The sequence below is a fragment of the Bacillus rugosus genome (genome assembly GCF_023238245.1).
In the GTDB taxonomy this organism is placed as follows: domain Bacteria; phylum Bacillota; class Bacilli; order Bacillales; family Bacillaceae; genus Bacillus; species Bacillus rugosus.
The window spans coordinates 80,387-92,500 of record NZ_CP096590.1 but is presented as its reverse complement, the minus strand read 5'-3'; the positions used below and the strand labels follow the sequence as shown (position 1 = coordinate 92,500).

The window sequence follows — 12,114 nt, the reverse complement described above, 5'->3', positions numbered from 1 at the left end:
GGATCGTAACTCGCCGGTTCATTCTACAAAAGGCACGCCATCACCCGTTAACGGGCTCTGACTACTTGTAGGCACACGGTTTCAGGATCTCTTTCACTCCCCTTCCGGGGTGCTTTTCACCTTTCCCTCACGGTACTGGTTCACTATCGGTCACTAGGGAGTATTTAGCCTTGGGAGATGGTCCTCCCGGATTCCGACGGAATTTCACGTGTTCCGCCGTACTCAGGATCCACTCAGGAGAGAACGAAGTTTTGACTACAGGGCTGTTACCTCCTATGGCGGGCCTTTCCAGACCTCTTCATCTACCTCGTTCTTTTGTAACTCCGTGCAGAGTGTCCTACAACCCCAAGAGGCAAGCCTCTTGGTTTGGGCTAATCCCGTTTCGCTCGCCGCTACTCAGGGAATCGCATTTGCTTTCTCTTCCTCCGGGTACTTAGATGTTTCAGTTCCCCGGGTCTGCCTTCTCATATCCTATGAATTCAGATATGGATACCACTCCATTACGAGTGGTGGGTTTCCCCATTCGGAAATCTCCGGATCAAAGCTTGCTTACAGCTCCCCGAAGCATATCGGTGTTCGTCCCGTCCTTCATCGGCTCCTAGTGCCAAGGCATCCACCGTGCGCCCTTTCTAACTTAACCGTTAAAAAGAATCACTATGTGATATCTTGTATTACTAATTGAATGTGATGTCTACTGTTATCTAGTTTTCAAAGAACACGTTTCGAAGGAATGATCCTTCAAAACTAAACAAGACAGGGAACGTTCTGTTTATAAGACCCAAGGTCTTATATTCCGTAAATATCCTTAGAAAGGAGGTGATCCAGCCGCACCTTCCGATACGGCTACCTTGTTACGACTTCACCCCAATCATCTGTCCCACCTTCGGCGGCTGGCTCCTAAAAGGTTACCTCACCGACTTCGGGTGTTACAAACTCTCGTGGTGTGACGGGCGGTGTGTACAAGGCCCGGGAACGTATTCACCGCGGCATGCTGATCCGCGATTACTAGCGATTCCAGCTTCACGCAGTCGAGTTGCAGACTGCGATCCGAACTGAGAACAGATTTGTGGGATTGGCTTAACCTCGCGGTTTCGCTGCCCTTTGTTCTGTCCATTGTAGCACGTGTGTAGCCCAGGTCATAAGGGGCATGATGATTTGACGTCATCCCCACCTTCCTCCGGTTTGTCACCGGCAGTCACCTTAGAGTGCCCAACTGAATGCTGGCAACTAAGATCAAGGGTTGCGCTCGTTGCGGGACTTAACCCAACATCTCACGACACGAGCTGACGACAACCATGCACCACCTGTCACTCTGCCCCCGAAGGGGACGTCCTATCTCTAGGATTGTCAGAGGATGTCAAGACCTGGTAAGGTTCTTCGCGTTGCTTCGAATTAAACCACATGCTCCACCGCTTGTGCGGGCCCCCGTCAATTCCTTTGAGTTTCAGTCTTGCGACCGTACTCCCCAGGCGGAGTGCTTAATGCGTTAGCTGCAGCACTAAGGGGCGGAAACCCCCTAACACTTAGCACTCATCGTTTACGGCGTGGACTACCAGGGTATCTAATCCTGTTCGCTCCCCACGCTTTCGCTCCTCAGCGTCAGTTACAGACCAGAGAGTCGCCTTCGCCACTGGTGTTCCTCCACATCTCTACGCATTTCACCGCTACACGTGGAATTCCACTCTCCTCTTCTGCACTCAAGTTCCCCAGTTTCCAATGACCCTCCCCGGTTGAGCCGGGGGCTTTCACATCAGACTTAAGAAACCGCCTGCGAGCCCTTTACGCCCAATAATTCCGGACAACGCTTGCCACCTACGTATTACCGCGGCTGCTGGCACGTAGTTAGCCGTGGCTTTCTGGTTAGGTACCGTCAAGGTACCGCCCTATTCGAACGGTACTTGTTCTTCCCTAACAACAGAGCTTTACGATCCGAAAACCTTCATCACTCACGCGGCGTTGCTCCGTCAGACTTTCGTCCATTGCGGAAGATTCCCTACTGCTGCCTCCCGTAGGAGTCTGGGCCGTGTCTCAGTCCCAGTGTGGCCGATCACCCTCTCAGGTCGGCTACGCATCGTTGCCTTGGTGAGCCATTACCTCACCAACTAGCTAATGCGCCGCGGGTCCATCTGTAAGTGGTAGCCGAAGCCACCTTTTATGTTTGAACCATGCGGTTCAAACAAGCATCCGGTATTAGCCCCGGTTTCCCGGAGTTATCCCAGTCTTACAGGCAGGTTACCCACGTGTTACTCACCCGTCCGCCGCTAACATCAGGGAGCAAGCTCCCATCTGTCCGCTCGACTTGCATGTATTAGGCACGCCGCCAGCGTTCGTCCTGAGCCAGGATCAAACTCTCCGATAAAGTAGTTTGACTGACTACGCACATCGCTGTGCGATTTTATAAAAATGAATTAACAGGTACGTTTTGTCTTGTTTAGTTTTCAAAGATCATTTTGTTCACTTCGTTCAAGCGACTTTATTATTATAACTCATTGAATCAGTGAAGTCAATAACTTTTTTTGAAGTTCTTTTTTTCGTTATCGCCATGTTTAGCGGCAACGAATAATAATATACCACCTTGTAAATAATAGTGCAATAGTTTTTTTGAAGAAATACTTAGGAATTTAAAAAGAGCGGCATCCCTTCATAAAAGAAAGGATGCCGCTCTTCTTTATTAGCGTTGTCTCATCTGCGGGAATAACAGCACATCGCGAATAGAAGGAGCATTCGTCAGCAGCATAACCAGACGGTCGATACCGATGCCTAAACCTCCTGTTGGCGGCATACCGTATTCCAAGGCTTCAACAAAGTCTTCATCCATTAGATGAGCTTCATCGTTACCGGCTTCACGCTCTTTTAATTGTGCTTCAAAGCGTTCTCTTTGATCAATAGGATCATTCAGCTCTGTAAACGCGTTTGCATGTTCACGGCCAACGATAAACAGCTCAAAACGGTCTGTAAAGCGCGGATCCTCTGGGTTTTTCTTAGCTAGAGGAGAAATTTCTACAGGATGTCCGTAAATAAACGTTGGCTGAATAAGCGTTTCTTCAATTTTTTGTTCGAAGAATTCGTTGATGATATGGCCTACTGTCATAGAATCTTTAATCTCTACGCCATGTTCTTTTGCATATTCACGCGCCTGCTCAACAGTAACCTCTTCCCAGAAATCAACGCCAGTCGCTTCTTTAACTGCATCAACCATATGAATTCTTTTCCACTCAGGTTTAAGGTCGATTTGTTCTTCGCCGTATTGGATCGTAGTTGTTCCAAGTACTTCTTGGGCTATATGAGCAACAAGGTTTTCAGTTAAGCTCATGATATCTTTATAGTCCGCATATGCTTCATATAACTCAATCATCGTGAATTCAGGGTTATGGCGTGTAGAGACACCTTCATTACGGAAAACACGGCCGATTTCATATACTTTTTCTAAACCGCCGACAATTAGGCGTTTTAGGTGCAATTCGATTGCAATACGCATGTAGAGCGGAATATCTAACGCGTTGTGGTGAGTGATAAACGGACGTGCAGAAGCTCCCCCGGGAATGCTGTGCATTGTTGGTGTTTCTACTTCTAAGTATCCGTGATCATCAAGGTATCTTCTCATCGCTTGAATGATCTTGCTTCGTGCGATGAACGTATGTTTGCTGTCTGGATTCACGATAAGATCCAGGTAGCGCTGACGGTAGCGCTGCTCAACGTCTTTTAAACCATGGTATTTGTCAGGAAGCGGACGAAGCGCTTTTGTCAGCAATTCAAAAGAAGTTGCTTTAACAGACAATTCGCCTACATTTGTTTTGAAGACTTTTCCGGTTACGCCGATAAGATCACCAAGGTCAGAAGACTTGAAGATTTCGTATTGATCGTCACCAACACTGTCTTTTCTTACGTAGATTTGGATTTGGCCTTCTAAGTCCTGAAGATGCGCAAAGCCAGCTTTTCCTTTGCCGCGTTTTGTCATCATACGGCCTGCGATTGTGACTTCAATTGCTTTTTCTTCTAACTCTTCTTTTGTAAGATCTTGATATGCCGAAATAACTTCCTGAGATTGATGAGTTCTTTCAAAACGGGCGCCGAACGGATCGATGCCGTTATCTCTTAACTGATTCATTTTATCGCGTCTGACTTGCAGCTGGTCATTCAATTCTTCATGGTTATGCTCTTCTTGACTCATTGTTATCACTCCATTACAGATATTATTTCATGAAAAAAGCAGAAAAACTGCCAGCGCAAAAACTGGCAGTGAGCAGCAAATAGAGGTAAGTATTATCCTACTTTTGCGTCTTGAAGCTCTTTTGCCTCAACTTCAACAGTAAATGCATCTAAAAGCTGTACAAGCTCTTCTCTTGTCTCGCAATGATTGATTTCATTACGAACCTTTGCATTGCCTTTTACGCCTTTCAAATACCAAGCAGCGTGCTTTCTCATTTCTCTTACCGCTACGTTCTCACCTTTTAAGTTAATCAGGCGGTCAAGATGCAGTTTGCATACCGCCATTTTTTCACGTACTTGCGGCTCTTCTTTTAATTCACCTGTTTCAAGGTATTGAACTGTACGGTAAATCATCCACGGATTGCCCAGTGCGGCGCGACCGATCATGACACCGTCTACTCCTGTTTCATCGAGCATACGCTTAGCATCTTGCGGTGTCTTCACATCGCCGTTTCCGATAACCGGAATTGATACTGATTGTTTTACTTCTTTGATAATGTCCCAGTTTGCCGTTCCTTCGTACATCTGCACTCTTGTACGGCCGTGAAGCGCAACGGCTTTTCCGCCCGCACGTTCTACAGCTTGTGCGTTTTTCACTGCGAAAACGTGGTCTTCATCCCAGCCCATTCTCATTTTCACTGTAACTGGTTTATCAACGGCATCCACTACTGCAGAAACCATTTCATAGATCTTATCTGGATCAAGAAGCCATTTCGCACCCGCATCACATTTTGTAATCTTTGGTACAGGACATCCCATATTTATATCAATAATATCAGCAGTTGTGTTTTGGTCTACAAACTTCGCCGCTTCCACAAGGGTTTCCTTTTTCCCTCCAAAAATTTGAAGGCTGAGCGGTTTTTCACGTTCATCAATGTACAGCATACCCATGGTTCTTGCATTGTTGTAAAGGATCGCTTTGTCACTGACCATTTCAGCACATACCAACCCAGCTCCGAATTCCTTTACAGTCAATCTGAATGCTGAGTTGCAGACACCAGCCATAGGGGCAAGCACAACCCTGTTTTTCAATTGAATATCACCGATTTTAAACATTTTTGCCCCCCCTTCATTTGTTATCTTTTTCTGGCGGCGCTAATTCCTCCGCGCTTATATTTAAAACATCTGCTGCACCTTGAATGATGGCAGCTGACGGCAATCGGTTTCCGCGTTCAATTTCGCCGAGAATAGAAACTGATATACCTAACGCTTTTGCAAATCCTTCTTGAGTATAACCTTTCAGCTTTCTGAATGCACGAATTCGTCTACCCCAGATATCTGCTTCCATACTCTTACACCTTCTTGGTCTGTTTCCGCGCTTGTTGCCTCTTTTTCAACCTGCGGGCAAATCTCCGCAAGAGGCGCAAGGACAAACAAACGCTTATACATTCTCGGATGCGGAACAATTAGTTGCTCTGTTTCAATATTTTCACGATTAAACAGCAAAATGTCAAGGTCTGCCGTCCGCGGACCCCATCTTACTTCCCTCGTTCTGCCTAATTCATTTTCTATATGCTGCGTTAGTTCAAGTAGTTCAAATGGGTTCAGCGATGTCTTGATTTCAACAGCCATATTTAAAAATTCATCTTGATCTTCGTATCCAACCGGGTCAGTTTCGTAAATGGACGACACTTGAGTGACTGTCACCGCATCATGCTGGTGCAGCAATGCCACTGCTTGCCTTAAATACGTTTCTCTATCTTCAATGTTAGATCCAAGTGCAATATAAGCTATGTTGTTCATGATTTTTTTCTCGTGATTTCAATTGCTACTGATTTATAGTGTCCGGGAATCGGCGGATCTGGCTTAATCACTTTCACAGTACATTGCTGCACCGGCTGAAATTTCTTGAGGACTGTGTCAGCAATACGTTCTGCCAGCGTTTCCACCAATTTCACAGGCTCCCCTTCTACGATATCTTTACATACGTGATAAAGCTCAGCATAGTTAATCGTATGTTCAAGATCGTCTGTTTGTCCGGCTTTGCTTAAATCCAGCTCAGCGGTTAAATCAACTTTAAACCGCTGTCCAAGCTTATTTTCTTCTTTAAACACACCGTGATATCCGTAAAACTCCATTCCTTCTACAAAGACTTTATCCATGGTGCACCCCTCCCTTATTCAGCATCGCGTCCATCATTTTCGCCATTCTGGCCATTTGTTTCACGTCATGGACCCTGACAATGTCACAGCCTTTTTGAATGCCGAGACACACGGTGGCACCTGTGCCCTCAGCCCGCTCCTCGGGCGGAAGATCCAGAACACGTCCGATGAATCTTTTTCGGGAGGTTGCCAGAAGAACCGGATACCCCAGTCCGCTTAAAATCTCGAGTTTGTTCATCACTGCCAAATTATCGTGATAGGTTTTTGCGAAACCGATACCGGGATCAAGAATAATGTTCTTCTCCTCTACTCCCGCCTCAACAGCGATTTTTACACTCTCCATTAAGTCCGACAGCATATCCGGTAATAAGTCATTGTAATTTCTCTCAGGGCGGTTATGCATGAGAACAATGGGAACATTATATTCGGCTGCAACGGAAGCCATCTTCGGATCATGTTTCGCTCCCCAAATATCATTGATGATAGATGCGCCGGCTTTAACAGCTTCATCTGCGACAGAAGCCTTGTAGGTATCTACAGAAATCGGCACGCCCAGTTCTTTTGTAATCCGCTCAATTACCGGAATTACTCTGGACATTTCCTCATCCTCTGAGACATATTCAGCGCCAGGCCTTGTTGATTCTCCTCCGATATCAATGATATGGGCACCGTCATCGATCATCTCTTTCGCATGCAGGAGCGCCTTGTCCAAGCTGTCATATTTTCCGCCGTCTGAGAAAGAGTCAGGCGTTACGTTTAAAATCCCCATCACCAGTGTCTTCTCTTTATATGATAAAGCGCTGGGCTTGGTGTGGATTACTTGTGTTTGGTCTATCGTTTGCTGCGCCATTCTCTTCCTCCCTTTTCATGAATCATGTTCTTTATTTCTTTTTTGTATAGCGTTTGAAGAGCAGATGCTGCTTCTCCGCTTTGGCCCGCATAGTTTACTTCTTCTATATTAGTAAACGGGATGATCTCAAGAACCGAGTTCGTCATCCACGCTTCGTCAGCTGTCAAAAGGGCTTTCAGCTCATATCGGCCCGTTTTTAGTTCCAGCCCTATTTTCTTTGCATTCTCCATGACAAAACGTCTCGTGACACCGTCCAGAATACCTGTATCAAGAGAAGGGGTATAGATGCAGCTGTCTTTTCTCCAGAAAACATTTGATATGATGCCCTCCGCAACAGCTCCATCCTCCGTTAGGAAAATCCCTTCAACATGCGGATCATTTCCGATTTCCCGCTTCGCATACATATTATTTAAATAATGATGAGATTTTAATCGGAACGGTCCCTCTGGTGAGTTTCTCCGTATCGATAAAACCTTTCCTTCTTTTTGTAAAGGAAGACTCTCTGGTTTCAGTTGGTTCACAAAGCATAAAACGGTTGGCTTATCGTAAGTCTGGGCAACAAAGCCTTTATCGCTGATTCCGGCTGATATGTCCAGCCTGACGCGGGCATTGCCATCCTTGATATTATTCAGCCGAAGCAGCTTGTCCAGCATCTCAAGAATCTCATGCTTCGAAACAGTATATTCGATTTGCAGATCCTTAAGAGCGCGAGCAAGCCTTTCTATATGCCAATCAAGCAAAAATGGGGAGCCTTCGTAGAGCCTGAAGGTTTCGAAAACACCGATCCCATATAAAAATCCATGGTCAAAAGGAGAAAGAACTGCATCTTTCTCCTCTATATACCGGCCGTTAACATATATCATCACGCAATAACTTCCTTGCGGTATGTCTCAATGAAATTTCTGAGCATTTCTTTCCCAAAGGAGGTCATAATGGACTCTGGGTGAAATTGCACGCCCTCTATCGGGAGGTCATTGTGGCGAATAGCCATGATTTCTCCTTCTTTCGTTTGTGCTGTTACTGTGAAACAGCTTGGCAGCGTCTCAGGTTTTACGATCAGCGAGTGGTAACGGGTCGCAACAAGGGGATTTTTTAAACCTTCAAAAATTGTCTTGCCGTCATGCTCGATATCTGAGGTTTTCCCGTGCATAAGCCGTTCCGCCCTAATCACGTCACCACCAAACACTTGTGCGATGGACTGATGTCCGAGGCATACACCAAAAACGGGAATTTTCCCTGCGAAATGTTTAATTGCTTCCAGGCTGATCCCTGCCTCATCAGGACTGCATGGTCCAGGTGATATCATCAAAAAATCAGGAGAAAGCTCTTCGATTTCTTCGATCGTGATGTCGTCATTGCGTTTCACAATCAGCTCTTCCCCAAGCTCTCCCAAATATTGTACCAAGTTGTACGTGAATGAATCGTAGTTATCAATCATTAAAATCATTTCTCCGCTCACCTCATCTAATTTTTGTCTCTTCTTTGCTCAGCTCTAATGCCTTTTGCATTGCAAAAGCTTTTTTGAATGATTCTCTGTACTCGTGCTTTGGCACAGAATCAATCACAACTCCTGCGCCGGACTGCATAAATGCCTGCCCTCCGGTTGCATAGATGGTTCGAATGACGATATTAAACTGCAGATCGTGATTATATCCAAACCATCCTATAGATCCAGTATAAAGCCCGCGGCGTGTCGGCTCAAGTTCTTCTATAATTTCCATCGTTCTTACTTTGGGAGCACCTGTAATAGTTCCTCCGGGAAACACAGAATGAATAATATCTACAGCATCATACCCATCCTGCAGTTCACCTTGAACGTTAGACACAATATGCATCACATGCGAGTATTTTTCAATCGCCATGAATTCGTTCACGCGCACAGACCCGTAACGTGATACTCTTCCCAGATCATTTCGCTCAAGATCAACCAGCATGACATGTTCAGCGCGTTCTTTTTCATTGTGGATCAATTCGTTTGCGAGCGCTTCGTCTTCATCATCAGTTTTCCCTCTGGAACGGGTGCCCGCTATCGGTCTCGTCTCCAATAGCTTGCCCTTTTTGCTGACAAGCAGTTCAGGCGATCCGCAAATAATTTGGAAATCAGGTGTTTCTAGATAGGCCATATACGGCGAAGGATTTACTTCTCTCAGGGTCTTGTAAATTTGATATGGGTGGGCAGACAGTGACTGTGATTGCCTAATTGATAGATTGACTTGAAACACATCTCCGCTGGCAATGTATTGTTTGATTTTCTCTACAGCTTGTGTGAATCCATCCTCGGTAAATGGTGCCGCGAAGGAACCGTCTGTTTCATGCTTTATCTCTCGCGAAGGGACAGCAGGAGGCTCAGCCAGCCACATCCGCTCCAGCTCAGATAGCTTCACGTCAGCAGAATCGTTATCAGTACTATTAACATGAGTAATCAGCCACAGAGACTCTTCTTGATGGTCATAAACTGCTATATCATCAAAAACAAGAAAATAAATATCTGGTGTTTCCAGATCATCTAATGAGAGCATTTTAAAATTTTCAATGTAACGTGCGTAATCATAGCTGAGAAACCCAATTGCCCCGCCTTGAAAATCCGGAAGCTCGTGATCTGTTTCTGTTTCCAGCGTTTTAAACCAGCTATGGAAGGCGCGTAATGGATCACCTTCTTTAAACAGCATCTCATCTCCATGCTTAATCGTGGTAATTCCGTCTTTTCCTTTTACAGTCGCAATTGGATCAAGACCGGCTATACTGTATCTGCCGCCTCTTGCACTTTCAAGAAGTACATGCTGATTTTTGGATTGCGCAAGTTTCTCAAATTGTTGTAAGAATGAGTCTTTTTGAAAAGGTACTTTTTTGCCTGCCGGTCTGCGTTGTGCCATTTATATCATTCCTCTATTTTCTTTTTTGCTTGTTTTTTTATTGTAAAGCAATCTTGTTAGTGAAAAAAGTGAATTTCTCTTCCAAGAATAACATTCGTCGCAGACATGGCATATTTGATGCACGAATATAAAAAAACTCCCGGTGAACCGGGAGTTTGGCTTTTTTTAATCAAATTGATAAAGTGGCGTGCTTAGATAACGTTCGCCGTTACTTGGAATGATGGCCAATACTTTTTTGCCTTTTCCGAGTTTTTTCGCTATTTGAAGAGCAGCATAAATGGCCGCGCCTGATGAGATGCCCCCGAGAATTCCTTCTTCACGTGCAGCTCTGCGCGCATATTCGAATGCTTCTTCATTCTTCACAGGGAAGATTTCATCATATACTTCAGTATTTAAGATGTCCGGTACAAATCCAGCTCCGATTCCCTGAATTTTGTGAGGGCCTGGTTTTCCTCCTGAAAGCACTGGGGAATCTGACGGTTCAACAGCGTAAATTTTGATGGAAGGGTATGCTTCCTTCAGAACTTCGCCCGCTCCTGTAATCGTTCCGCCTGTACCGATCCCCGCTACAAATGCATCAAGCTGATCCTCACCGAATTGCTCAACGATTTCTTTACCTGTTGTTTGACGGTGAATTTCTGGGTTAGAAGGGTTATTAAACTGCTGCGGCACAAAGTATCCGTGCTTCTCAGCAAGCTCTTCAGCTTTCTTAATGGCGCCTTTCATGCCTTCCGCACCAGGAGTAAGCACAAGCTCAGCACCGTATGCGCGAAGAAGGTTGCGGCGCTCCATGCTCATTGTATCAGGCATAACCAAAATGGCTTTTAATCCTTTAGCAGCAGCAACCATCGCCAGCCCTATTCCAGTATTTCCGCTTGTCGGTTCAATGATTGTATCACCGGCTTTTAATTTCCCTTCTTTTTCAGCAGCTTCAATCATAGCTAAACCGATACGGTCTTTTACACTGCTTCCAGGGTTCATGTATTCAAGCTTTAGATATACATCCGCACTGTTTTCATCTGCAAGGCGATTTAATTTAACGATTGGCGTATTCCCAATTAATTCAGTAATGGAGTTTGCTACACGTACCATTCTCGACACCTCAATTTCCGACTATTTTTATTGGTATTATGTATATAATCTATCAATTTCAAAATTTTTTGTCAATCACTTAGTACTTTTTTCCCCATAAAACCACGATACATCGGCTTCTTTCCAAAGTGTTTTGACTGTCGCTTTATCGCCTAGCTGATCCATTGCGATTTGCCGTCTGATCTGATCCTTTACTTCATCATATGAAAATGTTCTTGCCTTTAGTTTTTCTTTCAGCTGGATAACCGCATATCCGTTACTGACCTTTATCGGTTCGTCAGACCATTCATCCTCTTTGAGTGTTTTTGCTTCTTCAATATATGCTGACGGAATGTTGTCTGATGCTTCTGTGACAAAACCTAAATCTCCGCCGTATGGTGATGTATATCTGTCTGTAGACCTTTCCGCCGCGACAGCTTCAAAGCTTGAGCCGCCTTTCAGTTCTTTCAGGACTTCTCTCGCTTCTTCTTCATCTTTTACAACAATGTGCCGAATTCGATACGAATCATCAAACTGATACAGTTCTTTATTTTTATTATAGAATGATTTCAGTTCTTTGTTTGAGATATCAATATCCCTTGTTAACAATTCTTCAAGAAGGATATTATAATGAATTTGGTCTTTCCACTCTTTCTCAGTTGTATGTTCATCTTCGTAAAAAGAATTGTTGACCGCTTTAATCAGTAAAAACTCACGATCAATTTCGCTTTTAGATACTTTGAGGTTGTTCTTTTTGGCTAGCTGCTCGACGACTCGAACATTGATCATATCTTCAAGTGTCGACTTTCCATATTGGTCTTCCATTTCTTTCAGCCATTCTTCTCTTGTCACGCTTTTGCCTCCAATGGTCGCAATAGACTCACCGGAAGGCGATGCGCCTGCTTGGGATTTCGTCAGCGTATACGCAACAGAAATACAGCAAACCAACAGCGCTCCTAAAATAATGGTCCAGATTGTTCTTGATTTCAAATCTGTTTTCAGCCCCTTT

11 protein-coding genes and 2 rRNA genes (1 of these 13 running past the window's edge) are annotated in these 12,114 nt (G+C 44.8%); all 13 read right to left on the bottom strand.

What is annotated here, in order from left to right:
* A 23S ribosomal RNA gene (locus M0696_RS00490) occupies positions 1 to 640 on the bottom strand; it reaches 2,288 nt to the left of the window's first position.
* Between the two features lie 169 nt (positions 641 to 809).
* A 16S ribosomal RNA gene (locus tag M0696_RS00485) occupies positions 810 to 2,359 on the bottom strand.
* The 16S and 23S rRNA genes sit together here, the layout of an rRNA operon.
* A 312-nt stretch (positions 2,360 to 2,671) precedes the next feature.
* Complete coding sequence (gene lysS / locus M0696_RS00480; RefSeq protein WP_014112326.1) at positions 2,672 to 4,171, bottom strand: lysine--tRNA ligase; 1,500 nt, start codon at positions 4,169 to 4,171, stop codon at positions 2,672 to 2,674.
* 92 nt (positions 4,172 to 4,263) lie between these two features.
* A complete protein-coding gene (dusB, locus tag M0696_RS00475) occupies positions 4,264 to 5,265 on the bottom strand; it encodes a tRNA dihydrouridine synthase DusB (RefSeq protein ID WP_166854510.1) in 1,002 nt (333 codons plus the stop codon).
* A gap of 13 nt (positions 5,266 to 5,278) precedes the next feature.
* A complete protein-coding gene (locus M0696_RS00470) occupies positions 5,279 to 5,497 on the bottom strand; it encodes a helix-turn-helix domain-containing protein (RefSeq protein WP_222143861.1) in 219 nt (72 codons plus the stop codon).
* Positions 5,449 to 5,952 (bottom strand): 2-amino-4-hydroxy-6-hydroxymethyldihydropteridine diphosphokinase, encoded by a 504-nt coding sequence (gene folK / locus M0696_RS00465; RefSeq protein WP_248602374.1) that lies wholly within the window; start codon positions 5,950 to 5,952, stop codon positions 5,449 to 5,451. Before folK ends, M0696_RS00470 begins: the two co-directional genes overlap by 49 nt.
* A complete protein-coding gene (gene folB, locus M0696_RS00460) occupies positions 5,949 to 6,311 on the bottom strand; it encodes a dihydroneopterin aldolase (RefSeq protein ID WP_166854513.1) in 363 nt (120 codons plus the stop codon). The genes folK and folB overlap by 4 nt, the downstream gene beginning before the upstream one ends.
* Positions 6,304 to 7,161, bottom strand: coding sequence for a dihydropteroate synthase (gene folP, locus M0696_RS00455; protein WP_222143863.1), 858 nt, complete (start codon positions 7,159 to 7,161; stop codon positions 6,304 to 6,306). The genes folB and folP overlap by 8 nt, the downstream gene beginning before the upstream one ends.
* Positions 7,143 to 8,024 carry an aminodeoxychorismate lyase gene (gene pabC / locus M0696_RS00450; protein ID WP_222143881.1) on the bottom strand — a complete coding sequence of 294 codons (882 nt, stop codon included), beginning with the start codon at positions 8,022 to 8,024 and terminating at the stop codon, positions 7,143 to 7,145. Before pabC ends, folP begins: the two co-directional genes overlap by 19 nt.
* Entirely contained in the window at positions 8,024 to 8,608 is a 585-nt protein-coding gene (gene pabA, locus M0696_RS00445) for an aminodeoxychorismate/anthranilate synthase component II (protein WP_166854515.1), read from the bottom strand. The genes pabC and pabA overlap by 1 nt, the downstream gene beginning before the upstream one ends.
* A 13-nt stretch (positions 8,609 to 8,621) precedes the next feature.
* Positions 8,622 to 10,034, bottom strand: a complete 1,413-nt coding sequence (locus tag M0696_RS00440; protein ID WP_248602373.1) for an anthranilate synthase component I family protein — start codon at positions 10,032 to 10,034, stop codon at positions 8,622 to 8,624.
* Positions 10,035 to 10,199: 165 nt separating this feature from the next.
* Positions 10,200 to 11,126, bottom strand: a complete 927-nt coding sequence (gene cysK, locus M0696_RS00435) for a cysteine synthase A (protein WP_166854517.1) — start codon at positions 11,124 to 11,126, stop codon at positions 10,200 to 10,202.
* Positions 11,127 to 11,201: 75 nt separating this feature from the next.
* On the bottom strand, positions 11,202 to 12,095 hold the full coding sequence (locus M0696_RS00430; RefSeq protein ID WP_248602372.1) for a peptidyl-prolyl cis-trans isomerase: 894 nt from the start codon (positions 12,093 to 12,095) through the stop codon (positions 11,202 to 11,204).
* Positions 12,096 to 12,114 lie beyond the last annotated feature (19 nt).

Excerpts from the sequence above, each read along its gene's own strand:
- pabC (WP_222143881.1), bottom strand. The coding sequence starts at position 8,024 with ATGATATATGTTAACGGCCGGTATATAGAGGAGAAAGATGCAGTTCTT.
- folP (WP_222143863.1), bottom strand. The coding sequence starts at position 7,161 with ATGGCGCAGCAAACGATAGACCAAACACAAGTAATCCACACCAAGCCC.
- dusB (WP_166854510.1), bottom strand. The coding sequence starts at position 5,265 with ATGTTTAAAATCGGTGATATTCAATTGAAAAACAGGGTTGTGCTTGCC.
- folB (WP_166854513.1), bottom strand. The coding sequence starts at position 6,311 with ATGGATAAAGTCTTTGTAGAAGGAATGGAGTTTTACGGATATCACGGT.
- folK (WP_248602374.1), bottom strand. The coding sequence starts at position 5,952 with ATGAACAACATAGCTTATATTGCACTTGGATCTAACATTGAAGATAGA.
- M0696_RS00470 (WP_222143861.1), bottom strand. The coding sequence starts at position 5,497 with ATGGAAGCAGATATCTGGGGTAGACGAATTCGTGCATTCAGAAAGCTG.
- pabA (WP_166854515.1), bottom strand. The coding sequence starts at position 8,608 with ATGATTTTAATGATTGATAACTACGATTCATTCACGTACAACTTGGTA.
- lysS (WP_014112326.1), bottom strand. The coding sequence starts at position 4,171 with ATGAGTCAAGAAGAGCATAACCATGAAGAATTGAATGACCAGCTGCAA.
- cysK (WP_166854517.1), bottom strand. The coding sequence starts at position 11,126 with ATGGTACGTGTAGCAAACTCCATTACTGAATTAATTGGGAATACGCCA.
- M0696_RS00440 (WP_248602373.1), bottom strand. The coding sequence starts at position 10,034 with ATGGCACAACGCAGACCGGCAGGCAAAAAAGTACCTTTTCAAAAAGAC.